This is a genomic window from Rahnella inusitata, assembly GCF_003263515.1.
Classification (GTDB): Bacteria; Pseudomonadota; Gammaproteobacteria; order Enterobacterales; family Enterobacteriaceae; genus Rahnella; species Rahnella inusitata.
Genome location: NZ_JYDE01000002.1, coordinates 177,731 through 202,549 on the forward strand (window position 1 = coordinate 177,731; position 24,819 = coordinate 202,549).

The 24,819-nt window shown below is 50.3% G+C and carries 27 protein-coding genes and 1 other RNA gene; 16 read left to right on the forward strand and 12 right to left on the reverse strand.

Annotated elements, in window-relative coordinates:
- Positions 1-349: 349 nt before the first annotated feature.
- The 3 genes from TU92_RS01600 to smpB form a co-directional block, all read right to left on the reverse strand.
- Positions 350-1,396 carry an integrase domain-containing protein gene (locus TU92_RS01600; protein ID WP_244207761.1) on the reverse strand — a complete coding sequence of 349 codons (1,047 nt, stop codon included), beginning with the start codon at positions 1,394-1,396 and terminating at the stop codon, positions 350-352.
- 176 nt (positions 1,397-1,572) lie between these two features.
- Positions 1,573-1,936, reverse strand: a transfer-messenger RNA (tmRNA) gene (gene ssrA, locus TU92_RS01605).
- A 49-nt stretch (positions 1,937-1,985) separates the two neighbouring features.
- Entirely contained in the window at positions 1,986-2,468 is a 483-nt protein-coding gene (gene smpB, locus TU92_RS01610) for an SsrA-binding protein SmpB (protein WP_112164228.1), read from the reverse strand.
- 154 nt (positions 2,469-2,622) lie between these two features.
- On the opposite strand from smpB, the gene TU92_RS01615 reads away from it, so the two are divergent.
- Together TU92_RS01615 and TU92_RS01620 are read left to right on the forward strand one after the other, a co-directional pair.
- Positions 2,623-3,057: a type II toxin-antitoxin system RatA family toxin gene (locus TU92_RS01615; RefSeq protein ID WP_112164229.1), complete on the forward strand. Its 435-nt coding sequence runs from the start codon at positions 2,623-2,625 to the stop codon at positions 3,055-3,057.
- Positions 3,050-3,334, forward strand: a complete 285-nt coding sequence (locus tag TU92_RS01620; protein WP_112164230.1) for an RnfH family protein — start codon at positions 3,050-3,052, stop codon at positions 3,332-3,334. Before TU92_RS01615 ends, TU92_RS01620 begins: the two co-directional genes overlap by 8 nt.
- 78 nt (positions 3,335-3,412) lie before the next feature.
- Here the strand turns inward: TU92_RS01620 and bamE are convergent, their stop codons facing one another.
- The 3 genes from bamE to nadK all read right to left on the reverse strand — a co-directional run bounded on the left by bamE (position 3,413) and on the right by nadK (position 6,505).
- On the reverse strand, positions 3,413-3,757 hold the full coding sequence (gene bamE, locus TU92_RS01625; RefSeq protein ID WP_112164231.1) for an outer membrane protein assembly factor BamE: 345 nt from the start codon (positions 3,755-3,757) through the stop codon (positions 3,413-3,415).
- Between the two features lie 112 nt (positions 3,758-3,869).
- On the reverse strand, positions 3,870-5,531 hold the full coding sequence (gene recN / locus TU92_RS01630; RefSeq protein ID WP_167457485.1) for a DNA repair protein RecN: 1,662 nt from the start codon (positions 5,529-5,531) through the stop codon (positions 3,870-3,872).
- A 95-nt stretch (positions 5,532-5,626) separates the two neighbouring features.
- Entirely contained in the window at positions 5,627-6,505 is an 879-nt protein-coding gene (gene nadK, locus TU92_RS01635) for an NAD(+) kinase (RefSeq protein ID WP_112164233.1), read from the reverse strand.
- Positions 6,506-6,642: 137 nt separating this feature from the next.
- On the opposite strand from nadK, the gene grpE reads away from it, so the two are divergent.
- Positions 6,643-7,230, forward strand: coding sequence for a nucleotide exchange factor GrpE (gene grpE / locus TU92_RS01640; protein WP_112164234.1), 588 nt, complete (start codon positions 6,643-6,645; stop codon positions 7,228-7,230).
- 61 nt (positions 7,231-7,291) lie between these two features.
- Here the strand turns inward: grpE and ung are convergent, their stop codons facing one another.
- Positions 7,292-7,975, reverse strand: coding sequence for a uracil-DNA glycosylase (ung, locus tag TU92_RS01645; RefSeq protein ID WP_112164235.1), 684 nt, complete (start codon positions 7,973-7,975; stop codon positions 7,292-7,294).
- Between the two features lie 340 nt (positions 7,976-8,315).
- Here ung and grcA point away from each other — a divergent pair, with 340 nt between their 5' ends.
- Positions 8,316-8,699 (forward strand): autonomous glycyl radical cofactor GrcA, encoded by a 384-nt coding sequence (gene grcA, locus TU92_RS01650; RefSeq protein ID WP_112164236.1) that lies wholly within the window; start codon positions 8,316-8,318, stop codon positions 8,697-8,699.
- An 87-nt stretch (positions 8,700-8,786) separates the two neighbouring features.
- Here grcA and srmB read toward each other — a convergent pair whose 3' ends face one another.
- Positions 8,787-10,115: an ATP-dependent RNA helicase SrmB gene (srmB, locus tag TU92_RS01655; protein ID WP_112164237.1), complete on the reverse strand. Its 1,329-nt coding sequence runs from the start codon at positions 10,113-10,115 to the stop codon at positions 8,787-8,789.
- Between the two features lie 156 nt (positions 10,116-10,271).
- Between srmB and trmN the strand changes: the two genes are divergently transcribed.
- A complete protein-coding gene (gene trmN / locus TU92_RS01660; protein ID WP_112164332.1) occupies positions 10,272-11,018 on the forward strand; it encodes a tRNA(1)(Val) (adenine(37)-N(6))-methyltransferase TrmN in 747 nt (248 codons plus the stop codon).
- A 44-nt stretch (positions 11,019-11,062) separates the two neighbouring features.
- Here the strand turns inward: trmN and nadB are convergent, their stop codons facing one another.
- Positions 11,063-12,664 carry an L-aspartate oxidase gene (gene nadB / locus TU92_RS01665; protein WP_208640446.1) on the reverse strand — a complete coding sequence of 534 codons (1,602 nt, stop codon included), beginning with the start codon at positions 12,662-12,664 and terminating at the stop codon, positions 11,063-11,065.
- A 214-nt stretch (positions 12,665-12,878) separates the two neighbouring features.
- Between nadB and rpoE the strand changes: the two genes are divergently transcribed.
- From rpoE to rseC, 4 genes are read left to right on the forward strand one after another with little or no spacing between them, the layout of a single operon-like run.
- Positions 12,879-13,454 (forward strand): RNA polymerase sigma factor RpoE, encoded by a 576-nt coding sequence (rpoE, locus tag TU92_RS01670; RefSeq protein ID WP_056771962.1) that lies wholly within the window; start codon positions 12,879-12,881, stop codon positions 13,452-13,454.
- Positions 13,455-13,484: 30 nt separating this feature from the next.
- On the forward strand, positions 13,485-14,132 hold the full coding sequence (gene rseA / locus TU92_RS01675; RefSeq protein WP_112164239.1) for an anti-sigma-E factor RseA: 648 nt from the start codon (positions 13,485-13,487) through the stop codon (positions 14,130-14,132).
- Positions 14,132-15,085, forward strand: a complete 954-nt coding sequence (gene rseB / locus TU92_RS01680) for a sigma-E factor regulatory protein RseB (protein ID WP_112164240.1) — start codon at positions 14,132-14,134, stop codon at positions 15,083-15,085. The genes rseA and rseB overlap by 1 nt, the downstream gene beginning before the upstream one ends.
- A 16-nt stretch (positions 15,086-15,101) precedes the next feature.
- On the forward strand, positions 15,102-15,584 hold the full coding sequence (rseC, locus tag TU92_RS01685; protein ID WP_112164241.1) for a SoxR-reducing system protein RseC: 483 nt from the start codon (positions 15,102-15,104) through the stop codon (positions 15,582-15,584).
- Between the two features lie 63 nt (positions 15,585-15,647).
- On the opposite strand, the gene TU92_RS01690 is transcribed toward rseC, so the two are convergent.
- On the reverse strand, positions 15,648-16,466 hold the full coding sequence (locus tag TU92_RS01690; RefSeq protein WP_112164242.1) for a DUF6585 family protein: 819 nt from the start codon (positions 16,464-16,466) through the stop codon (positions 15,648-15,650).
- A gap of 422 nt (positions 16,467-16,888) precedes the next feature.
- Between TU92_RS01690 and lepA the strand changes: the two genes are divergently transcribed.
- From lepA to acpS, 7 genes are all read left to right on the forward strand, one after another.
- Complete coding sequence (lepA, locus tag TU92_RS01695) at positions 16,889-18,691, forward strand: translation elongation factor 4 (RefSeq protein WP_112164243.1); 1,803 nt, start codon at positions 16,889-16,891, stop codon at positions 18,689-18,691.
- Between the two features lie 28 nt (positions 18,692-18,719).
- Positions 18,720-19,697 carry a signal peptidase I gene (gene lepB / locus TU92_RS01700; protein WP_112164244.1) on the forward strand — a complete coding sequence of 326 codons (978 nt, stop codon included), beginning with the start codon at positions 18,720-18,722 and terminating at the stop codon, positions 19,695-19,697.
- A gap of 273 nt (positions 19,698-19,970) precedes the next feature.
- Entirely contained in the window at positions 19,971-20,651 is a 681-nt protein-coding gene (rnc, locus tag TU92_RS01705; RefSeq protein ID WP_112164245.1) for a ribonuclease III, read from the forward strand.
- Positions 20,648-21,553: a GTPase Era gene (gene era / locus TU92_RS01710; protein WP_112164246.1), complete on the forward strand. Its 906-nt coding sequence runs from the start codon at positions 20,648-20,650 to the stop codon at positions 21,551-21,553. Before rnc ends, era begins: the two co-directional genes overlap by 4 nt.
- An 11-nt stretch (positions 21,554-21,564) precedes the next feature.
- Complete coding sequence (gene recO, locus TU92_RS01715; protein ID WP_112164247.1) at positions 21,565-22,302, forward strand: DNA repair protein RecO; 738 nt, start codon at positions 21,565-21,567, stop codon at positions 22,300-22,302.
- A gap of 104 nt (positions 22,303-22,406) precedes the next feature.
- Complete coding sequence (pdxJ, locus tag TU92_RS01720; RefSeq protein ID WP_112164248.1) at positions 22,407-23,138, forward strand: pyridoxine 5'-phosphate synthase; 732 nt, start codon at positions 22,407-22,409, stop codon at positions 23,136-23,138.
- Positions 23,138-23,518, forward strand: coding sequence for a holo-ACP synthase (gene acpS / locus TU92_RS01725; protein WP_112164249.1), 381 nt, complete (start codon positions 23,138-23,140; stop codon positions 23,516-23,518). The genes pdxJ and acpS overlap by 1 nt, the downstream gene beginning before the upstream one ends.
- 1 nt (position 23,519) lies before the next feature.
- On the opposite strand, the gene TU92_RS01730 is transcribed toward acpS, so the two are convergent.
- Both TU92_RS01730 and TU92_RS01735 read right to left on the reverse strand, forming a co-directional pair.
- Entirely contained in the window at positions 23,520-23,774 is a 255-nt protein-coding gene (locus TU92_RS01730) for a YfhL family 4Fe-4S dicluster ferredoxin (protein ID WP_056770866.1), read from the reverse strand.
- Between the two features lie 100 nt (positions 23,775-23,874).
- Entirely contained in the window at positions 23,875-24,723 is an 849-nt protein-coding gene (locus TU92_RS01735) for a MurR/RpiR family transcriptional regulator (RefSeq protein WP_112164250.1), read from the reverse strand.
- Positions 24,724-24,819: the final 96 nt, after the last annotated feature.

A 24,819-nucleotide genomic window follows, 5' to 3' on the forward strand; every position in this document is an offset into this window, starting at 1 on the left:
TTAAAGATGAAAATACTATTTTCGTTTGTTATTTTAACAAGGGGTTTATAACTGTGTAATTACTGCTTAATTAGATTGCACTTTGATTAGACTTCCGTCAATTGAGCTAATTGAGCCAGATCAAAAAATAGGTATTAATAATTCTCTAATTTTTTAGATTAATGGAGGCTCGACATTTTCATTGACTACTTTGTATAAATTAGATCGATAACGATATGATTTAAATAAATCACTAAAAGATTTTATGTCTGAGAGGGATATTGTAATTGCCTAAAGGTGGATGGGGGTTATTGATTTAACTCGGGTTTTATTATTTTATTGGATACCTCTTGAACTGAGATTACAGCAGTCACTCTAATATTATGCTTATCACCAGCATATCCTGATACCCCATACGTTTTATGGCTGCGTTGGCCGTCTGGCTGTTCATTGGGGCTTTGGGTTTTTTGATGGAGTGGAAAACGTGTTCCCGATGCTGGCTGAGTGGCGAAAGAGTTTGCAGGATATCCAGCGCGGGTTCAGAAAGCGGGATAACGTGAATGTAACCGCTAGCTTTGCGCTTCTGATTGCCTTTCATTTTATGCGCGGGGATCCGCCATTGTTTGTTCTCGATATCGATATCCTCCCACGCAGTTTCAGCCGCTTCAGCTGGCCGTACTAAAGTCAGTAACTGCCACTTGATCACTAAACGCGTGGTGAGGTCGATACTCGCCAGAGAAACGGCTTTCATGAATGCGGGTAATTCTTCAGGCTGTATTGTTGGCATGTGTTCTTTGGCTGGTTTCTTGAATGCCCGGCCAATACCGGAGGCTGGGTTAGCGTCAATCAGGCCAGAGTTAACAGCATATATCATGATTTCGTTAACCCGCTGGCTCAGACGTCTGACAGTTTCTAATGCTCCGCGACCGGATACCGGTTCAAGCGCACTGATTACCGTCTTTGCTTTGATCAGGCTGACGGGGAGATTACCCAGGGTTGGGAGAAAATCTTTTTCGATAGAGCGCCAGACGTCTTTGGCATAGTAGGCAGAGATTTCAGATTTTTTAATCTGCATCCAGGCTTCAGCGACCTTTGCAAAGGTGTGCGAGTTCATCGTCGTTTCAGCTTCAGTGAGCTCTCGCTGATGGTTTTGCGGATCGAAATTTTTAGCGAGGAGCGATTTGGCGTTCTCTCTCAACTGGCGCGCATCGGCAAGCGAGATTGAAGGGTAGGCGCCAAAACTGATCAGCGCTCGCGTTTTCGTGTCAGGCCGATAGTAGTTAAAGCGCCATATCTTGACGCCGCTGGGTTTGATCAAAAGGTAAAGACCGCCACCATCCTGCAAAGTGTGTTCTTTATCTTTAGCCTTCGCGGCTTTGATTTCTGTGTTGGTGAGTGGTGTGGTGGTCCGAGCCATTTTAGTAATACGCTTTGTAGTTATATGGAGGGGATATAACTAAACGTATAACCAAAAATGCCGGTTGTATACAGAGCTTACCTGCAGATATCAGGCAATAAAAAAGCCGCAAACCCTTGCGGGCTGCGGCTTTCTTTGCGGTAACGGCCTTATCTGGTAATAACCGAAACCTTGTTTGGTGGAGCTGGGGGGATTTGAACCCCCGTCCAGAATTACTACACCGTCGGCACTACATGCTTAGTCCAATCTTTACATTCGCCGGTTAGCTGCGGATGGACACGCCACTAACAAACTATCCTGATTGGGTTTAACGCTTTCACCCCAGGCAAGGTGTCCACGCGATCTCTTTTGGGTTTGACCTCTCTTGATCCCCGTCCTAAGAGCGGAGGCTAGGGAGAGAGGGCTCTAAGCAGGGTATTAAGCTGCTAGGGCGTAGTTTTCGTCGTTTGCGACTATTTTTTTGCGGCTTTTTACGAGGCCAACCGCCCCTCGGCATGCTCCTTGGGCTTCGCAAATCCTGTCGAATCCAGAATCAGCCCCAAGTACTATTTCGCAGTATACCAGCAAAACACCAAGCTAAGCCAGAGACTTAGCGATTTGCGTGCTTCATGATACGTGCTTTGTCTACTTTCCACTCACGATCTTTGATGTCATCGCGCTTGTCGTGCTCTTTCTTACCTTTCGCCAGACCGATCTTCACTTTTGACCAGGCATTTTTCCAGTACATGGAAAGCGCGACCACGGTATAACCGTCGCGACTGACTTTACCGAACAGTGTTTCTAACTCACGTTTGTTCAGCAGTAATTTTCTTGTACGGGTCGGGTCACAAACAATGTGACTGGACGCCATGTTGAGAGGTTGAATGGTTGCGCCAAACAAAAAGGCTTCACCGTCGCGGAATGTGACGTAGCTGTCAGTGATGTTTGCTTTACCAGCACGCATCGATTTGACTTCCCATCCCTGCAAAGCAAGCCCCGCCTCGAATTCATCTTCAATGATATATTCGTGGCGAGCGCGTTTGTTCATCGCGATAGTCGCGGAACCGGGTTTATGTGCTTTTTTCTTTGTCATAGTGATACTTATTATACTGTAAGCGTTGCCGAATGAAATCCCCACGGGTCTGACTCTGTTGTTTTTCCTTTTTTGGCCCCCTGTGCTTCGTAGTTTTTATTACCGTGCGGATAAATGGTATTATCTGTACGTTTTATGACACCTGGAAAATGATATGCCACAGATAAGTCGTTCTGCGCTGGTGCCCTTCAGCGTGGAGCAGATGTACACTTTAGTGAATGATGTTGATGCTTACCCGCAGTTTTTGCCGGGTTGTACTGGCAGCCGTATTTTGGATAACAGTGATACGTCGATGACGGCGGCAGTTGATGTTTCGAAAGCCGGTATCAGCAAAACCTTTACCACGAAGAACACGTTAATCAGTAATAAGCGTATTGATATGCAACTGGTGGATGGCCCGTTTCGTAAGCTGACCGGGGGGTGGGACTTCATCGAACTCAGTCCGGATGCCTGCAAAGTGCAGCTCAGCCTGGATTTCGAATTTACAAATAAATTGATCGAATTGGCTTTCGGGAAAATCTTCAAAGAGTTGGCTGGCAGCATGGTTCAGGCGTTCACCCTGCGGGCGAAAGAGGTCTACAGTGTCTGACATCCGCGTTGAAGTGGTCTATGCGTTGCCTGAACGTCAGTATTTGCGGACCGTTAAACTCGAACAGGGCAGTAATGTCGAACAGGCGCTACTGGCGTCTGGCTTGCTTGAGTTGCGTAAAGATATTGATCTGAAAAAGAACAAATTTGGGATTTACAGTCGCCCGGTCAAACTGGCGGATATCGTCAATGACGGTGACAGAATCGAAATTTACCGGCCGCTGATTGCGGATCCTAAAGAGTTACGGCGTATCCGCGCTGAACGTTCCAAAAAATAAGGCGCCTCTGGCGCCTTATTTTTTTACCCTGAAAGATGAATTCGTGGTTGTTACCAGCGACCATCACACCGGGACGATTTATTTTTGATCGCTTAACGTCGGCTTGTTATCAATGTTAGTCAGCGTATCTGAGCCGTTGAAGGTCAGTGTCAGTGTTTGCTGAGTGACGCCCTGATGGCCCGGTTCCTGACGGAACACGTAATACCAGACATCGCTGCCAAACGGATCGTGCAGCATCGGCGTGCCAAGAACATAAGCAACCTGTTGCTTAGTCATGCCGGTATGAATTTTTTGTACGTCAGCAGGAGATAAGTAGTTCCCCTGATTAATGTCAGGCCGATAAACCACCTTTTCCAGAGTGGAACAGCCCGCAGTAAGCATTACAAGAGCTACAGCGGCGGCAGTTAGCGTTTTACAGCGCATAGTCATTACATTCCTTTAGGGCATAAGATGCCGATGATAATAGACCTTTCATCAGTTTGAAACCTTTGCGGGGCACCTGTATGACCGCTGAACTGTAAAAAAGTTGAGCTTTTTACGCTGCGAGCAACTCTTTTGCATTGGCCAGGGTGTTTCGGGTGACTTCACTTCCGCCCAGTAAACGCGCCAGTTCCTGCAAACGCGCCTTTTTATCGAGGCGATTCATTTGCGTTTCTGTCACTTCACCGTCAGTTTCTTTGCTGACAAAATAATGCTGATGGCCGCAACCTGCAACCTGCGGTAAGTGCGTAACGCACATTACCTGGGTTGATTCACCCAACTGACGCAACAGACGTCCGACAATCGCCGCAGTCGGGCCACTGATGCCGACATCCACTTCATCAAAGATCAGTGCGGGTGTTTCCATCTTCTGCGCAGTAATAACCTGAATCGCCAGCGCGATACGGGAAAGCTCGCCACCTGAAGCGACCTTAGCTAAAGCCTGCAACGGTTGTCCCGGGTTAGTAGTGACCTGGAACTCCAGACGGTCAGCGCCTTCTGCTCCCAGATGTTCCGGTTCGAAATGCACTTGAATCTGGAACTTACCGTGTGGCATGGAAAGAGCTTGCATGCTTTGAGTTATCAGCAGCGTCAGTTCATCAGCGAAGAACTGACGCTTATCGTGCAGCTCTGCGGCAATGGCGACAGCTTGCTGGTAATGAGTCTGCACCGCTTCACTCAGTTCGGCCTGATTGGTTTCCTGATCATCGAGCGCCTGCTGTTCTTCGAGCAACTGGCGATGATGCTCGGGCAATTCTTCCGGCCTCACATGATGCTTACGTGCCAGATTCATCTGACGAGATAAACGCTGCTCCAGTTCAAACAACCGGTTCGGATCCATATCCAGACGTTCACTGTAATGGCGAAGTTCGTCACTGGCCTCGCTGATTTGAATCGAGGCGTCGTCCAGCATGATGATGAGGTCATTCATCTTGCTGTCGAGTTCAGCCAGTTCAGTGAGTTGGTTGCGCGCGCTGTATAGCAGGCTGACGATATTTTGATCTTCACCATCGGCCAGTAAATACAATGCGCTCTGGCTCAGTGAGAGAAGCTGCCCGCTGTTCGCCAGACGTTTGTATTCTTCATCGATTTGTTCATATTCGCCGGCCTGCGGAGAGAACTCGTTGAGCTCTTTCAACTGATATTGTAATAACTGACGACGGGATTCACGTTCGTTCATCTGTTGCTGATACAGCGCCAGCTGGCGGCAACTCTGATGCCAGTTCTGGTAGGCTTTACGCATTTCAGCCAGCAGGAAGGGCTGATCAGAGTAGGCATCCAACAGATGTTTTTGATGTTCAGGTTTGAGTAAAAGCTGGTGGGCGTGCTGCCCGTGGATTTGGATCAGATGCTGACCCAATTCGCGCAGCTGCGATAATGGCACCGGTGTCCCGTTGATAAAGCCCCGTGAGCGCCCGTCATTGCTGATGGTGCGACGCAGCAGGCAGTCATGCCCATCATCGAGTTGATTTTCAGCCAGCCAGAGTTTAGCGGAAGGCGTATCGGCTAAGGTGAAGCGGGCACAGATATCTGCGCGGCTTGCACCTAGGCGCACCATGCTGCCATCGGCGCGGTTGCCCAGGCAAAGCCCGAGAGCGTCAATAGCGATGGACTTACCAGCCCCGGTTTCCCCGGTGATTGCCGTCATCCCTGCATGAAAATCGATTTCTAACTCACGGACAATAGCAAAGTTACTGATAGTTAATTGCGCCAGCATGATCACCTTCCTGTACATAACAACAGACCTGTAATTACATACAGTATAAACTGGTTTTATATACAGTAAAGAGGCTGGCGAATTATTTTTTCAATTCAGAATAGTTTTTTAGACCACCCGAGTTTGGTGCTTAAGGTATTGAAATAACTGTAATCCTTTGGATGAATAAGGTTCAGGTGGAACTCGCTGCGACGAATCACGACTTCTTCACCTGTCTGGATAGGCAACGCAATCTGGCTGTCACAGCTGATTTCCAGATCAGTGCTCATATGCGAGAACCGCAGGCAAATGGTGCTGTTACTGTTAATGACCAGCGGACGCGCCGAGAGCGTGTGTGGGAACATCGGCACCAGCGCAATCGCTTCTAACGTCGGCGTCAGGATCGGGCCACCGCCGGAGAGCGAATACGCCGTTGAACCCGTAGGTGTTGATATAATCAGGCCGTCGGAGCGTTGAGAAAACGCGAATTTGTCGTCGATATAGACTTCAAATTCAATCATGTGTGCGACTTTGCCCGGATGGAGCACCACTTCGTTGATAGCCGTGCTCACGCGACATTGCTGACCTTTACAGCGCACCATCGCTTCCAGCAGGAAACGTTGCTCACTGATATATTCGCCTTGTAAAACGTCATCCAGCTGCTGTAATGCGTTGTCCGGATCCAGGTCGGTGAGAAACCCAAGGTTACCGCGGTTAATGCCGATAACTTTTATGTCATAGCGCGCCAGTACCCGTGCCGCGCCGAGCATATTGCCGTCACCGCCGACCACAACAGCCAGATCTGCTAATTTACCGATGTCCGTCAGACTGCCGGTTTGCGCGCCTTCCAGGGCTAAATCTTGCGCCACCTGCCGCTCAACAATCACCTGATAACCCTTTGAGATTAGCCAGTGATAGAGCATTTCATGGGTGGCAAGTGCGGAAGGATGGCGAGGGTGTCCGACTATCCCAATGCACTCAAATTTTTTATTCATCGCTGTGGTTATCCTCAGCAGGGTGTGATGACTCCTGCATTATGACCGGTTTCATTAAAAACCAAACCTTGAATCCCCGGTTTTGATCCCCATAATAAGCCAACTAGCAAGATTAATGCTAAAACGCGGAGATATTCATGAGTAGTAAAGAACATAAGACACCTGACGAGCAAGTCTCTGAAGAACTGAATCAGGAACAAGAGCTGCATGCGCAAGCGGAAACTCAGGCGGCAGATGTCGTTGACCCGCGCGATGAACGCATTGCTGAATTAGAAGCACAGCTGAAAGAAGTCCAGCAGCGTGAGCGTGACAGCCTGCTGCGTGCGAAAGCGGAAGTGGAAAACGTCCGTCGCCGTACTGAACTGGATATCGAAAAAGCACATAAATTCGCCCTGGAAAAATTCTCCGGCGAGTTGCTGCCAGTTATTGATAACCTGGAACGTGCGATCGATTTGGCTGATAAATCCAATCCTGAACTGACCGGTCTGATTGAAGGGGTTGAGCTGACCCTGAAATCCATGCTGGATGCGGTTCGCAAGTTCGGTATGGAAGTGGTGGGCGATATTCACGTCCCATTCAATCCTGAACTGCATCAGGCGATGACCATGATGGAATCCGAAGAGCTGGAGCCTAATCACGTGATTATGGTTATGCAGAAGGGTTACACGCTGAATGGTCGTCTTCTACGCCCGGCGATGGTCGCGGTTTCAAAGGCGAAAGCCTGATTCTGTTTTGAACAGAGACAGATGATGAGAGAGGCACCTTTGCGGGTGCCTCTTTTTTACGTCATTCTGCAGGTAATACTGGCACCCAATCGATGGGAGCCAGCCCCTGTTGTTCCAACAAGGTATTCGCCTGAGAGAAATGTTTGCAACCCAGGAACCCGCGATGTGCCGAAAGCGGGGAAGGGTGCGGCGCTTTCAGAACATGATGGCGTTGCGTATCTATAATGTTGCCCTTTTTCTGTGCATGCGAACCCCACAGTAAGAAGACAATCCCTTCGCGATTTTCATTCAGTGCCGCAATCACCCGATCGGTGAACGTTTCCCAGCCCAGTTTGGCGTGAGAGTGGGCCTGCCCGCCTTCAACGGTCAGAACCGTGTTAAGCAGTAACACCCCCTGATCGGCCCAGCTTTGCAGATAGCCGTGGTTCGGACGCTCAAACCCCGGAATATCCGTCATCAGCTCTTTATACATATTCACCAGCGATGGGGGCGCAGGAATACCGGGACGCACGGAGAAGGATAAACCGTGTGCCTGATTAGGACCGTGGTAAGGGTCCTGCCCGAGAATCACCACTTTCACATCCGCCAGCTCTGCCGAGCGAAAGGCGTTAAACACATCCTGTTGCGGCGGATAAATGGTTTTCCCTGCTGCACGTTCAGCGGCAACGAACTTCAGGGTTTCAACGAAGTAGGGCTTTTCTTTTTCCTGACCAATCACGTCATGCCAGGTGAGAGTAGTGGACATTGACGCTCTCCTTTTGAAGGTAATTTTGTTGCGCGTAGCTTACCTGCTCGTTCTTCTGAGTGAAACCCGCACATCATTTTGCTGATGTTTATCTGTGGCTTAAGGTTTTCGTGCAAATTTTATTGATAATTTACAAAAATAATTTAAGTAAAGGGCTTGGAAAAATTGATATAAAACATAAATATGCCGTGAGCAGGAAATAGGCACACTAAAAAGATTGATATTAGTCAAGGTTTGCGGGGTGTAGTGCTGTTATATCTGAGAGCAGAAATAACAGGTTGCCGTATGAACCTGGCACTCAACCTATTAACAGTATCGTAGCCAATTATGGAGGCAACATATGATCACCGGGATCCAAATTACCAAAACTAACAACGAAGCCCTGAAAAATTCTTTCTGGCTGCTGGATGATGAGAAAGCGGAAGCTCGCTGCGTGTGTGCAAAAGCGGGTTATGCGGAAGACCAGATCGTTGCTGTCAGCGAACTCGGCCAGTTCGAATACCGTGAAGTGCCGATGGAAGTTCAACCGACTGTACGCGTAGAGGGTGGCCAACACCTGAACGTTAACGTACTGCGTCGCGAAACGCTGGAAGATGCGGTTAAGCATCCTGAAAAATACCCACAGCTGACCATTCGTGTGTCCGGCTATGCGGTACGTTTTAACTCCCTGACTGCTGAACAGCAGCGTGACGTGATCACCCGTACCTTCACCGAAAGCCTGTAATCACAGCGCTGTTTCGCTGACTGAATCCAATAAAAAACCGCCTGAAAAGGCGGTTTTTTTCATCTGAATCAGGTGATTAGCTGATACTTATTTTGACGCGTCTTTCGCCGCATCAGGTTTTACGCGGCGTTTGCCTACGTTTTTACTGTCGCGATGGCGAACCTTCACTTTCACCTTCGATTTTTCCTGCGCGGATTTCTGTTTCTCTTTACGCTTCGCCAGCACTTTCTTCGATGGCTTGCCTGTGGTTTTCTCGCTTGGTGCTTTCGTTTTCGGACGCAGTTCGTCGATCACGCGAGGTTTCAGCGGCTCATTCAGATAACGGCCAATTTTGCCCAGCAGCAGATGGTCATGCGCTTCCACGAACGAAATAGCGGTACCTTTACGGCCAGCACGGCCGGTACGCCCGATACGGTGCAGGTAGATATCAGCCGTCAGCGGCAGGTCAAAGTTGAAGACGTGGCTGATGTCGTTGATGTCCAGACCGCGCGCGGCGATATCGGTGGCAACCAGCACGTTCACGCGGTCTTCGACCATGCGTTTAACCGCTTCAGTACGCTTAACCTGAACCATTTCGCCTTCGAGATAGCAGGAGTTAATTCCCGCTTCGCGCAGCCATGCAACCAGTTCGTGAACACGCTCACGCTTACGCACGAAGATCACGGATTTGGTGACATCTTCCTGTTTCAGCAGATGGATCAGCATCTGCGTTTTGTGTGGCACATCATCAACGCGGTAATACCACTGCAGGATCTTCTTGCGTTCGCGACGTGACGGATCGGCTTCGATCTCTACCGGTTCAGTCAGAATGCGTTCGGCGAATTCACGGATGGCTTCCCCTTCAAGCGTTGCGGAGAACAGCAACGTCTGTTTGCGCCAGCGTGCTTCGGCAGAAATGGTTTCGATATCCTGCGCAAAACCCATGTCCAGCATGCGGTCAGCTTCATCGAGGATCAGCGTTTCGATGGCGCGGCAATCGAAATTTTCTTCTTTAATGTATTGCAGCAAACGGCCAGTCGTCGCGACGACAATGTCCTGGTTTTCGCTGAATACTTCGGCATGGTTCATGTAAGCCACGCCGCCGGTGATCGTCGCGATATCCAGATCGGTATGCTTAGCGAGTTCGCGTGCCTGATCGGCAACCTGCATGGCCAGTTCACGGGTTGGCGTGAGGATCAGAATTCGTGGCGGACCAGATTTCTTACGCGGGAAATCCAGCAAATGTTGCAATGCAGGCAACAGGAATGCCGCTGTTTTGCCGGTGCCGGTAGGAGCCGAACCCAACACATCGCGTCCGTCCATTGCAGGCGGAATTGCCTCTGCCTGAATGACAGTCGGGCGGGTATAGCCTTTTTCGCCTAAGGCGTCTAGCAGGCGTTCATCGAGTTCGAGTTCGGAAAAATTCGTTACAGTCATGGTCTACCTCTACTTGGGGCGCCGATTATAGACGTGTTAGACGCGATCTTCACCTATTTAAGCGGTTTGTGTACCTTTTCCTCTGCATCTCTTTGCCCTATGCTACGTCAGTTTTCGTTCACAGGCCTGATGACTGGCGCAATTACGGTGAAATCAGTGACAAAAGAAGTCAGTTCCCCTCAGCCTTTACGGCGTAATGGATTTACCTTTAAACAGTTCTTTGTGGCGCACGATCGGTGCGCGATGAAAGTTGGCACCGATGGCGTTCTGCTTGGCGCAACGGCATCGGTGACCCATACCCGGCGTATTCTGGATATCGGCTGCGGTAGCGGACTTATCGCTATGATGCTGGCGCAGCGCACCGGTCCCCAGACGCAGATTGATGCCGTGGAACTTCAGCCTGCCGCGGCTTCGCAGGCGGCTGAAAATTTTGCCGAGTCCATTTGGGCACACAGGATGGCCGTGTATGCACAGGATATCAATGATTACGCCGATGAACATCAGGCAGCATATGACCTGATCGTCAGTAATCCCCCTTACTTCGAATCTGCGGTAGCCTGCCGCGATGAAGCGCGAAATGCTGCGCGGTACACTGAAACGCTGACCCACGACGCGTTGCTCGATTGCGCGGCTAAGCTCATCACGCCTGAGGGAGTGTTCAGCGTAGTGCTGCCTTATGATATTGGGATGACGTTTGAAGCGATGGCGCATCAGAAAGGCTGGTTCAGCGCCTGGAGGATGGTGGTTCGCGATCGCCCAGGGAAACCCCTGAACCGTATGCTGCTGACGTTATCCAGACAACCGGCAGAGATTGTCGAACATGAGCTCGCGCTGCGCAAATCTGAAGGGATTTATAGCGAAGCGTTTTGCGCATTGATTACGGATTTTTATCTGAATTATTGAGAAGGGCAAAATTGAAAAGTGCGTTCCTTCGCACTTTGACGCCATTAAGGCTGGAGGATCGTGGGCTGCGGGTTTTCCTGTAAATCAGGGTAATCCAGCGTGTAGTGCAGTCCGCGACTTTCCTTGCGTTCCATGGCACTGCGGACAATCAGCTCCGCGACTAACACCAGATTTCGCAACTCGAGCAAGTTATTGGAGATGCGGAAATTGGCGTAGTATTCATCAATCTCCTGCTGCAGTGTCATGATACGACGCAGCGCACGCTCCAGTCGTTTCGTCGTGCGCACAATCCCAACGTAGTCCCACATGAACAACCTCAATTCATGCCAGTTATGTTGGATAACTACCTGCTCATCTGAATTGTCCACCCGGCTTTCGTCCCACTGCGGTACATGTTTTGCCAGTTTGACGTGAGGTAACCGCTTAATAATATCTTCAGCCGCTGACCAGCCATACACCACGCATTCGAGTAAAGAGTTCGATGCCAGCCGGTTCGCACCATGCAAGCCGGTGTAGCTGACTTCACCGATAGCATATAAACCGTCGAGATCGGTACGCCCGTGCTGGTCGACCATCACGCCACCGCAGGTGTAATGCGCAGCAGGAACAATCGGAATGGCTTCTTTGGTGAGATCAATGCCGAGAGAGCTGAGCTTTTCATCAATCATTGGAAAGTGATGTTTGATGAATTCCGGCGGGCGATGGCTGATATCAAGATACATGCAATCCGCGCCGAGCCGCTTCATCTCATGGTCAATGGCTCTGGCAACGACATCGCGGGGAGCCAGTTCGCCACGCGAGTCAAAGTCCGGCATAAAGCGCGAGCCGTCCGGGCGTTTGAGTACGGCGCCTTCGCCGCGCAGGGCTTCCGTCAGCAGGAAATTACGTGCCTGCGGATGATAGAGACAGGTCGGGTGAAACTGATTGAATTCGAGATTGGCCACACGACAGCCTGCGCGCCAGGCCATTGCGACACCGTCGCCCGATGAAATATCCGGATTGGTGGTGTATTGATACACTTTCGCCGCACCGCCCGTCGCCAGCACAACGGCTTTGGCTCGCAGCGTTTCGACATGTTCTTTGTCGCGGTTCCAGACATACGCACCCACCACGCGCTGTGTACCCGGTAAACCGATTTTGCTGGAGGTAATTAAATCAACTGCATTATAGCGTTCCTTAACGCAAATATTGGCATGTGCTCTTGCTTTACTTACCAGCGTAGTTTCTACTTCTTTACCTGTCGCATCAGCAGCATGCAGGATTCTGCGGTGGCTGTGACCACCTTCACGGGTCAGGTGATAACGTTCTTCTGAACTCGCGTTGGTTTCGGTATCAAACAGAACTCCCTGATCGATTAACCACTGGACGCAATGGCGTGCATTGCTGGCGATAAATTCAACGGCTTCTTTATCGCATAATCCTGCGCCGGCGATTAAAGTGTCTTCGACGTGTGAGGCAATACTGTCTGCTTCATCGAAAACGGCGGCGATACCACCCTGTGCGTAAAAGGTAGAGCCTTCGTTGAGAGGGCCTTTGCTGAGAATAGTTACGTGACAGTGGTCTGCAAGTCGCAAAGCCAAAGAAAGGCCCGCAGCGCCACTTCCGATAATCAATACATCACTGACAAATTCAGATGAAGGTTGCATAACGTATGATGTTTGCAGAAGAAGAGGGAAATTCATGTTAGCCTAAACCTCCGTGCAAAAGCCACGGGCATGAGACTTCATTAGAAAAAACAATGGCGATGTGGAACTTAACGTTCCATGTGAACTCCAAGCTGTACTTGCTCAGGAATATAATGATGAAAGCTGGCAGTACTACTTTATGCGCGGAGATAGTTTTGGGGAGATTTTACCTCGGATGAGCGAGCAGTTAGCCGATCAGGTTCTGGTTGAGCGGGTCCAGAAGGGTGATCAAAAATCGTTCAATTTACTGGTTATCCGATACCAGCATAAGGTAGCGAGCCTTGTATCCCGCTATGTGCCACAGGGCGATGTGCCTGATGTGGTTCAGGAATCTTTCATTAAAGCCTATCGCGCACTGGAATCGTTCCGTGGCGACAGCGCTTTTTATACCTGGCTGTACCGTATTGCAGTCAATACGGCGAAAAATTATTTAGTTGCTCAGGGCAGGCGTCCACCCTCCAGTGATGTGGATGCAAACGAAGCCGAGAATTTTGAAAGTGGCGGCGCTCTGAAAGAAATATCGAACCCTGAGAACTTGATGTTGTCAGAAGAGTTACGGCAAATAGTTTTCCGTACTATTGAAGCACTCCCGGAAGATCTTCGCATGGCGATCACTCTGAGGGAGCTGGATGGATTAAGCTACGAAGAGATAGCGACCATCATGGACTGTCCGGTGGGTACGGTGAGATCCCGAATTTTCCGTGCCCGGGAAGCAATTGACAATAAAGTTCAACCGCTCATCCAGCGTTAGAGATGACGGACACAGGAAGGGTACTTAGGCATGCAGAAAGAAAAGCTTTCCGCTCTGATGGATGGTGAAGCCATTGATAATGAACTGTTAAGTTCTCTATCAACAGATCCTGCGCTTCAGCAAAACTGGCAGAGTTATCATTTGATCCGCGATACCTTGCGTGGTGATATTGGGAATGTGGTGCATCTGGATATCGCAGATCGTGTGGCCGCTGCGCTGGCAAACGAGCCGGTTAAACTGGTTCCGGGGTCTGCGACTGAATCGCAACCTCAGCCTCATACCTGGCAAAAAATGCCGTTCTGGCAGAAGGTTCGCCCTTGGGCAAGCCAACTGACTCAGGTCGGTGTTGCAGCCTGTGTATCGCTGGCGGTGATTGTCGGTGTTCAGCACTACAATCAGCCTGATGCTTCTGGTGCTTCACCAGAAACACCGGCGTTCAATACTCTGCCAATGATGGGTAAAGCTTCTCCGGTCAGCTTCGGCGTACCGAGCGAAAGTAATACTGCTAACGGGCAGCAGAACGTCCAGGAGCAGCGTAAGCGCATCAATGCGATGTTGCAGGATTATGAATTGCAGCGTCGTCTGCACTCAGAACAGCTTCAACTCGAACCTGTCACCCCGCAACAGGCCGCTGTTCAGGTCCCTGGTACTCAGTCTTTAGGAACGCAAACGCAGTAATGAAGCAAAATTGGTTTGCCGTTTTTTTAGCAACGGGCAGCCTGCTTTATTCAGGTATCGCCTCGGCAGAGTCATCTACCGAGGCGTTATTACAGGATATGGGCAAAGCCAGCCAGTCGCTGAATTATGAAATGGGTTTTATCAACATCACGAAGCAAGGGATTGATTCCTATCGCTATCGTCATGCTATCTCTAACCGAACCTCGCTGGCACAGCTGGTTCTGATGGACGGTCCGCGCCGTGAAATTGTCCAGCGCGGAAAAGATATCAGCTACTTTGAAACCGGCCTGCAACCTTTCACACTGGATGGCGATCACATCGTTGATTCGCTCCCTTCCATTGTTTTCAGTGATTTCTCCCTGCTCTCAAAGTATTACGACTTTATTGCCGTAGGCCGTGCGCGGGCTGCTGACCGCCTCAGCCAGGTGATCCGTGTTGTTTCGCGTGATGGCACGCGTTTCAGCTACGTGATTTGGGTGGATGAAGAAACGAAGTTGCCAATGCGCGTCGATTTGTTGGATCGCGATGGTGAGACGCTGGAGCAATTCCGGGTGATTGGCTTTAATGACGTTGATAAAGTTGTCATCAGCTCACTGGCCGACCTCGAAAAAGCCAACCTTCCTCCTGTGCTTTCTTTACCGGCTTCCGAGCAGGTGAAGTTTACATGGCAGGTGAAATGGCTCCCGGCAGGGATCACCGAAGTGGCCAGCAGCCGCCGAACGTTGCCAAATATGCCCGTTACGATAGAATCACGGTTGTATACCGACGGATTGTTCAGTTTCTCAGTCAACGTCAGTGCAACAACCAACGGTCCATCTGAGCAATTGATCAGGCAGGGGCGCAGAACGGTGCAAACAGAAGTACGTAATGGCAATGAAATTACTGTCGTCGGCGAATTGCCGCCTTCCACCGCCAAACGTATCGCTGACAGCATCGTGTTCTCTGCAAAATAAATTTGAGGGCAATCGCATGATGAAAGAATGGGCCACCGTGGTCTCGTGGCAAGATGGTGTCGCGTCACTGCGCTGTGAAACGCAGGCGGGATGCAGCAGCTGCCATTCACGTTCAGGATGTGGTGCCCGCGTACTCAATGAACTGGGGCCGCAAACCGAGCATAATCTGCAGGTCAACATCTCTGAGCGCCTGGAGCCGGGACAAAAAGTCGAACTGGGCATTCCCGAAGGAAGCCTGCTGCGTTCCGCATTTTTGGTTTATATGACGCCGTTGTTTGGCGTGATCCTCGGCGGCGGTCTGCTACAGGCGCTGTTGAAGGCTGATGTTTATGCGGTAGTCGGAGCGGTTCTGGGGGGCGGGCTGGGCTTTTTACTCGCCAAAGCGCTGGCGGCGAAAGTTGATGGTCAGTCAGGTTATCAGCCTGTGGTTTTGCAGGTGGGCTTACCGCCAAATGCGTTCCGGTATTCTACTGAGTCAGAACCGAATCTCCCTTCCTGATATTAAGCCGCTATCTCTGAGAGATAACGGCTTTTAATTTACGTCCTTGTCATCCTGCCTGTTCTAATGTCTGACCGGTATCCGGTTCTGAATCATATGCTCAATCAGCGCGATAAAAAGATCGGCACTGGAAAGCGATGCATACGGAACGGAGAATAAAATTCTGCCATGCTTATCGAGCAACCGGACCAGCGGGCTATTGCTGCCTCCGCTGATAAACTGAATATCCTCTACCGGCACGGTTTTACCTTCGTCGGATGTCAGCGCCAGCGCGCTCAGTCTGATTTTTTTCTCATTCATCATCATGAGCTTAGTGCTGAAGAAATGTTTCAGGCCACAGCGTGCATGCGTCGTGCTGGTGAAATGAATGTCACCGCCCTGGGCCAGCGTATTGAGTGCCCACGGGCCACGAAACATCAATTGCTCAGTTTTAATGATCTCAATTAGTCGTTCAGAGTTAGCAATGTTTGGCGTGATATGGTGCCAGGTTCGGCTATTTTCTTCGCGAAATAACATGGTATTCAAAATTCGCCGCGAATATTTTCCTGTTCTGAAACGATATATATCCATGATCCTTTCGAACGGAATGAACCTGTTTTTTTTGTCTTCCTGACTTATCACTAAAATGCCATTCTCATGCAACTGATAGATCTGATGAGGCCTGATCAGGCGTCTTAAAAACATCAGGACAACACCCAAAGCAATGCTCAAAAGTGCCGTAAAAAACACACTGTAGAGGCTGCTTGCCGGGTGATCCACTGTCAGCAGAAAGGCAAGTTGTATTGCCCCTGCGACCAGTAAGAGAATTGACAGGACCAGTGTGATCCACGAGTTGGCTTTGGCAAAGCCATGCTGACTGAGCAGCCGCCCTTCATTGATCATGATGATAACCTTGTGACCGGATTGAGTTAAAAAAATAAAAGATGCTTAAGGAAGAATGGAGATTGAAAATTATATTTTAGGAATCAGTTTTTCTTTTTATAACAGTATATTAAGTACAGGGCGTGGTTTTTGTATATGGGTATTTTCCTAAAGCAGTAAAGGCCGCTGAATGTCGATAATCTGAAATCGGGCGCATGCGAAAGTATCTGCTGACAGAAGGTGGCGTGGATAACTGATGTCAATGTGCGTTCCGGCTTTCAGGAAAGCTCGCATAATCTGGAGTTAAGGTATGTCGAGACTAGGTTTTCACGGTGCTGACATGTAGAATGCTGCCACTTAGGCGAAAGACAGCCAACCTACAAACCGTCGCTGTATGTTCATGGCGAATGATCCAGAAATACCAAGGCAGAAAAACTTTTATAATGAAGCATATACGAAATTTCTCCATTATTGCCCACATTGACCACGGTAAGTCGACGCTGTCCGACCGTATTATTCAAATTTGCGGTGGCTTGTCCGACCGTGAAATGGAATCTCAGGTCCTCGACTCGATGGATCTTGAGCGCGAACGCGGCATTACCATCAAAGCTCAGAGCGTAACCCTCGATTACAAAGCCAAAGATGGGCAAGTTTACCATCTGAACTTTATCGACACTCCCGGGCACGTTGACTTCTCCTATGAAGTTTCCCGTTCACTGGCTGCTTGCGAAGGCGCATTGCTGGTCGTGGATGCGGGGCAGGGCGTAGAGGCTCAGACTCTGGCTAACTGCTACACCGCGATGGAAATGAATCTGGAAGTCGTGCCGGTTCTTAATAAAATCGATTTGCCTGCGGCCGATCCCGATCGCGCTGCGCAGGAAATCGAAGACATCGTCGGTATTGATGCGACAGATGCGGTGCGTTGCTCTGCGAAAACCGGCGTCGGTGTTCCGGAAGTTCTGGAACGTCTGGTGCGCGATGTTCCGCCGCCAGAAGGCGATCCGGATGCTCCTCTGCAGGCGCTTATCATCGACTCATGGTTCGATAACTACCTGGGCGTTGTCTCTCTGGTCCGTATTAAAAACGGCACCATGAAGAAGGGCGACAAGATTAAAGTAATGAGTACCGGACAGGTTTATAACGCCGATCGTCTGGGTATCTTTACGCCGAAACGCGTTGATAAAGATATTCTTAACTGCGGTGAAGTAGGCTGGCTGGTCTGTGCGATTAAAGACATTCTGGGCGCACCGGTGGGTGATACCCTGACGCTGCAACGTAATCCTGCGGATAAAGTTCTGCCTGGTTTCAAGAAAGTAAAACCACAGGTTTACGCCGGTCTGTTCCCTGTTAGCTCCGATGATTACGAAAACTTCCGCGATGCGCTGGGTAAACTTAGCCTGAACGATGCCTCGTTGTTCTACGAACCAGAGAGTTCTACCGCACTGGGCTTCGGTTTCCGTATTGGCTTCCTCGGCCTGCTGCATATGGAAATCATTCAGGAACGTCTGGAGCGCGAATACGATCTTGATCTGATTACCACTGCACCAACGGTTGTTTATGAAGTGGTGACCACCGGTAACGAAATCATCTACGTTGACAGCCCGTCTAAGCTCCCTGCGCTGAATAATATTCTGGAATTACGCGAACCTATCGCTGAGTGTCATATGCTGATGCCTCAGGAATATCTGGGTAGCGTGATCACATTGTGTATTGAGAAACGTGGCGTACAGACGAATATGGTTTACCACGGTAACCAGGTTGCACTGACCTACGAAATCCCAATGGCAGAAGTGGTTCTCGATTTCTTTGACCGTCTGAAATCAACTTCCCGTGGTTATGCCTCACTTGATTACAATTTCAAACGTTTCCAGGCTTCTGACATGGTACGTGTTGATGTTCTAATCAACGGCGAACGCGTGGATGCCTTGGCGCTGATCACTCACCGTGGCAACTCGCAAGGTCGCGGACGCCAGCTGGTTGAGAAGATGCAGGAGTTGATCCCGCGTCAGCAGTTCGACATTGCTATTCAGGCGGCGATTGGTGCTCATATTATTGCTCGTTCAACTGTTAAACAGTTACGTAAAAACGTTTTAGCCAAGTGCTACGGCGGCGACGTCAGTCGTAAGAAGAAACTGTTGCAGAAGCAGAAAGATGGTAAGAAGCGCATGAAGCAGGTGGGTAACGTTGAGTTGCCTCAGGAAGCGTTCCTGGCCATTCTCCATGTGGGCAAAGACGGCAATAAATAAATCCTTAATTGAGTTGTAGGGAGTATGCATGGCTAACATGTTTGCCCTGGTTCTGGCGATTGCAACGCTGGTTTCAGGGATTATCTGGTGCCTTGACCGTTTCAAGCTTGCACCTGCTCGTCGGGCTAAAATTGCCAAAATTAAGGCCGAAACGGGCGGTGCCGTAGACGATACAACGCTGAACAAGGTGGCGAAGCAGCCGGGTTGGGTAGAAACCTGTGCTTCGGTATTCCCGGTTTTGTTAGTCGTGTTTGTGGTGCGTTCATTTATTTATGAACCCTTCCAGATCCCGTCAGGCTCCATGATGCCAACGCTGTTAATCGGCGATTTTATCGTGGTAGAAAAATATGCCTACGGTCTGAAAGATCCGATTACTCAGACTAAACTTATCGAAACGGGCGAGCCGAAACGCGGTGATGTCGTGGTGTTCAAATATCCGCAGAACCCCAAAGTGGATTATATTAAACGCCTTGTAGGCTTACCGGGTGACCGGGTGACTTACGATCCTTTCAGTAAGCAAGTTACTATTCAGCCCGCGTGCAAAAGCGGCAGTAACTGTAATACCGCGCTGGCCGTGACCTATGACGCCGGCGCTGCCAGTGATTTCGTTCAGACCTTCGGTCAGGCATCCGGTGGTGAAGCAAGCAGCGGATTCTTTGAAACCCCGCCGACGGCGAATGTCCCTCAGGATGGCGTCCGTTTGGTTCAGTTCAATGAAACGCTGGGCAATGTTACTCATCATATTCTGACCGTGCCCGGCGCGCGTGACCAGTTAGGGGCTTATTATCAGCAACCGGGCCAGCCGATGGGCACCTGGGTTGTTCCGGCCGGCCATTACTTCATGATGGGCGATAACCGTGACAACAGCGCAGACAGCCGCTATTGGGGCTTTGTGCCAGAAAAGAACTTAGTGGGTAAAGCTTCTGCCATCTGGATGAGCTTTAAAAAACAAGAAGGTGAATGGCCTACCGGCGTTCGTTTAAGCCGTATCGGTGGAATACATTAATTCTTGCTGTTGCTGCCCGGAATAATTCGAGTTGCAGGAGGTGAAAGCCCCTGCAACTTCAGTAATGACGGGCATATTAGCGCAGCATTAAATATCCACACGTTGTAGAATAACCCTTCGGGCGATAAAAGTTGGCTCTTCAGATTTTAATTTCATATTGAAAATGCACTGAGAGAGCCACTGCAAACGAAACAGCTTTGGATTGGCTTAGGGCGAAGCAGGCCTGTTCCGTATGCTGAAGTTTTTGACGCATTCTTGATCTATTGGTAACTCATGAATCCCATCGTAATAAACAGGCTTCAGCGGAAGCTGGGCTACACTTTTCAACAGCAGGAGCTTTTATTGCAGGCACTGACTCACCGCAGCGCAAGCAGTAAACACAATGAGCGTTTAGAGTTCCTGGGTGATTCCATTCTTAGTTATGTGATTGCTAACGCACTGTACCAACGTTTTCCTCGGGTAGATGAGGGCGATATGAGTCGCATGCGTGCCACGCTGGTGCGCGGAAATACGTTAGCTGAAATGGCACGTGAATTCGATCTTGGTGAATGCTTACGTTTAGGGCCGGGCGAATTAAAAAGTGGTGGTTTCCGCCGTGAGTCAATTCTTGCGGATACGGTGGAGGCACTCATTGGCGGCGTATTCCTGGACAGTGATATCCAGAACGTCGAAAAGCTGATTCTCGATTGGTACCGTAGTCGTTTAGACGAAATCAGTCCCGGTGATAAGCAGAAAGACCCAAAAACCCGTTTACAGGAGTTTTTGCAAGGTCGCCATCTGCCGTTGCCTTCTTATCTGGTTGTGCAGGTTCGCGGTGAAGCGCACGACCAAGAGTTTACCATCCACTGCCAGGTCAGTGGCTTGAACCAGCCGGTTGTAGGAACCGGGTCAAGTCGCAGAAAAGCCGAGCAGGCGGCAGCGGAACAAGCGCTGATACAGCTGGAGCTTGAATGAGCGAAGAAAAGAATTACTGTGGTTTTGTAGCAATCGTTGGCCGTCCTAACGTCGGTAAATCAACCTTGCTGAACGAATTACTGGGGCAGAAGATCTCCATTACTTCGCGTAAACCGCAAACAACACGTCACCGTATTATGGGTATCCATACAGAAGGCCCTTATCAGGCGATTTACGTGGACACCCCTGGGCTGCACATGGAAGAAAAGCGGGCGATCAACCGCCTGATGAACCGTGCTGCCAGCAGTTCGATTGGTGATGTTGAACTGGTTATTTTCGTGGTTGAAGGCACCCACTGGACGCCTGACGACGAAATGGTCGTGAATAAATTGCGCGATATCAAAGCGCCGGTTCTGCTGGCTATCAACAAAATCGATAATGTCACTGACAAATCGAAGCTGTTGCCACACCTGCAGTTCCTCAGCGAGCAGATGAACTTTATCGATATCGTGCCAATGTCTGCCGAAAAACGTATTAACGTCGATACCATCGCCAGCATCGTCCGTAAGCGTCTGCCGGAAGCGATTCATCACTTCCCTGAAGACTACATTACTGACCGCTCACAGCGCTTTATGGCCTCTGAAATCATTCGTGAAAAACTGATGCGTTTCCTGGGCGAAGAACTGCCTTACTCGGTGACCGTAGAAATCGAGCGATTTGTGAGTAATGAACGTGGCGGTTACGATATCAATGGCCTGATTCTGGTAGAACGTGAAGGCCAGAAAAAAATGGTTATCGGTAATAAAGGCTCAAAAATCAAGACGATCGGTATCGAGTCTCGTCAGGACATGGAAAACATGTTTGAAGCGAAGGTTCATCTTGAATTGTGGGTTAAGGTCAAATCCGGTTGGGCAGACGACGAACGTGCGCTGCGCAGTCTGGGTTATACAGACGACTTATAAGGTCCGCGCCTATGGAAGGCTGGCAACGCGCATTTGTTTTGCATGGGCGACCTTACAGTGAAACCAGTCTCATGCTGGATCTTTTCACTGAAGGACAAGGGCGGGTGCGCATACTGGCAAAAGGTGCGCGCGGCCGCCGGTCCAATCTGAAAGGCTGCTTGCAGCCTTTTACGCCTTTACTGGTTCGCTGGAGCGGGCGGGGAGAAGTGAAAACCCTGCGTAACGCCGAGCCGGTCTCTCTGGCACTTCCTCTCTCGGGTCTGATGCTTTACAGCGGCCTGTACGTTAACGAACTGGTTTCCCGCGTGCTCGAACAGGAAGCTAACTACTCTTCGTTATTCTTCGATTATCTCAATTGTCTGCAAAATTTGGCGGGTGCGACCGGCTCTCCGGAATATGCGCTGCGTCAGTTTGAACTCGCACTGCTGCATCATCTGGGTTACGGCGTAGATTTTCTGCATTGTGCGGGCAGCGGCGAAGAAGTCAGTGACACCATGACCTATCGTTATCGCGAAGAGAAAGGGTTTATCGCCAGTCTGGTGATCGACAATTCAAGCTTTACCGGTAAAGATTTGAAAGCGTTGGCCAGTCGTGATTTCCCCGATGTAGCCACTCTGCGCGCCGCCAAACGTTTTACCCGTATTGCGCTCAAGCCCTATCTCGGCGGTAAGCCGCTGAAAAGCCGTGAGCTGTTTCGCCAGTTTCAGGTCAAAAAGCCTGTCGCACCTTCTGACAATTCTGCCAGCTAATTTTTTCCCCGGACTACACGCCACTGCACCCCAGGGTGTAAACTGCGGAAATTGGTTTTTTTCAACCACTCTTAAATTAATCCATTCTTAAATCTGGAGCTGTTATGGCTGAGTTGCTGTTAGGCGTTAACATTGATCATGTCGCGACACTGCGTAATGCACGCGGTACGGCTTACCCTGATCCGGTTCAGGCGGCGTTTATTGCTGAGCAGGCGGGAGCTGACGGGATCACCGTTCACCTGCGCGAAGACCGTCGCCATATCACCGATCGTGATGTCCGTCTTCTGCGTCAGACCATCCAGACCCGCATGAATCTCGAAATGGCGGTGACCGATGAAATGGTCGGCATTGCCTGTGAAATTCTGCCGCATTTCTGCTGCCTGGTTCCGGAAAAACGTGAAGAAGTGACCACAGAAGGCGGGCTGGACGTTGCCGGGCAGATCGACAAAATGACCGTCGCCGTCTCCCGTCTCAGTGAAGCCGGCATTCTGGTTTCCCTGTTTATCGATGCGGATCTGCGCCAGATCGACGCTGCCGTTGCCGTGGGTGCGCCTTATATCGAAATTCATACCGGTGCGTATGCCGAAGCGAAAACTGACCTTGAGCGCCAGGCTGAGCTTCAGCGTATTAAACAAGGTGCCGCCTATGCCGCGGGCAAAGGGCTGAAAGTGAACGCCGGCCACGGGCTGACTTACCACAACGTACAACCGATCGCTGCGATGCCAGAGATGCACGAGCTGAACATTGGCCACGCCATTATTGGTCAGGCCGTGATTGATGGTTTATCGGGTGCCGTACGTGAAATGAAAAACCTGATGCGGGAAGCGCGCCGTTAATGAGTATTTTAGGTTTAGGTACGGATATCGTTGAGATAACCCGTATCGAAGCAGTGATTGCACGCAGCGGCGACCGGCTGGCAAAACGTATCTTGTGCGCCAATGAATGGGCTGTCTATCAGCAGCATCAGCAGCCGGTTCGCTTTCTGGCAAAGCGTTTTGCAGTGAAAGAAGCCGCGGCGAAAGCGCTGGGCACGGGCATCCGTAACGGGCTGGCGTTTGAACAGTTTGAAGTGGTGAATGATGTGCTGGGAAAACCGGGGCTGATATTTCACGCCCGTGCCGCAGAAATGGCGGCGGAGCTGGGCGTGAAAAACGTGCATGTGACGCTGGCCGATGAGCGACGTTACGCGTGCGCCACGGTGATCATCGAAAATTGAATTACACGGCGTGATGCAGTACGACGAATTTGTCCCAAAGCTGCTCGTTGGATTCGGTGTGTTGCGGATTGATGATGATCGTGTTGTCGATCGGGCAGACGCTCTGGCAGGTCGGCTTGTCGTAGTGGCCGACACATTCCGTACAGCGATCGCTGTCAATTTCGTAAATCTCATTGCCCATCGAGATCGCCTGATTCGGGCACTCCGGTTCGCACATATCGCAGTTAATGCATTTGTGTGTGATCAGCAGGGCCATAACGTTTCTCGTATCTTCAATAATCAGGGCGCGCAGTATACCAGAATTGCGCTGGCATAGTTTCCGTGCCAGCGCCTTTCCACGCCTGAACTGATCCTGATCAAACCAGCTTTTTTACTAATTCTTCGCTGTGGCGGATCCGCTCCGGCGCATGTTCCGTATCCTGCTGAACCAGTGCGACGAACAGCAGATCGGTCAGTGAATATTGCGCGGTGGTTGCCGAGAGCGCGGCACCTCGCGTAGCCGGTAATTCGGCGACGGTATACAGGCAGTGGTCGGCCTGCTGTTGTAGCGTATTGGGTGTAAAACCGGTGATCGCCAGTACTTTCGCACCGCTTTCACGTGCGACCCTCGCCGCCAGATTTATTTCACTGCGCTCGCCGCTCGATGAAATCGCCAGCAGCAAATCCTTTTTAGACAGCGCCTGCACAGTGGCGATAAGCACATGAGTGTCGGATTCGGCGATAGCTGTCACGCCGATTTTCAGCAGCTTATACGCCAGATCCTTCGCGACCAGACCGGACGCACCGATGCCCGTCAGCACAATTTTTCTGGCATCGGCCAGCATGGATAAGCCAATCTTTAACCGGGGCTCACCGTTAATATCCAGCGTGGCGCGCAACGCCGCCTGTTTTTCTGCCAGCAATTTCTCCCCGACCACATGCAAACTGTCCGTGCTGAGGATCTGATTGTGCACCGTCACAGGCGCATTGTTTTTCGGGGAGGCCAGCGATTCGCTCATCGCCAGTTTCAACGCAGGAAAACCTTTATACCCTAATTTTTGTGCGAACTTCACGACGCCTGACTGGCTGACGCCCGCCATTTCCGCCAGTTTCTGCGAGCTCAGATGGCGTGCTTTATCCGGCTGTTCCAGTAAGAAATCGGCCAGCTTGCGGTCATTTTGTGCCAGCGTTGGGTAGAGCTGGCGGATCCGAATCATACAACTCATGCTGGGTTTTCCCCGTTCCTCAAAATACCGACATCACGTTTTACTGATTATGTTCTTTAAAGTAGCAAATATTCCTCGCATTGATGAATAAAATAT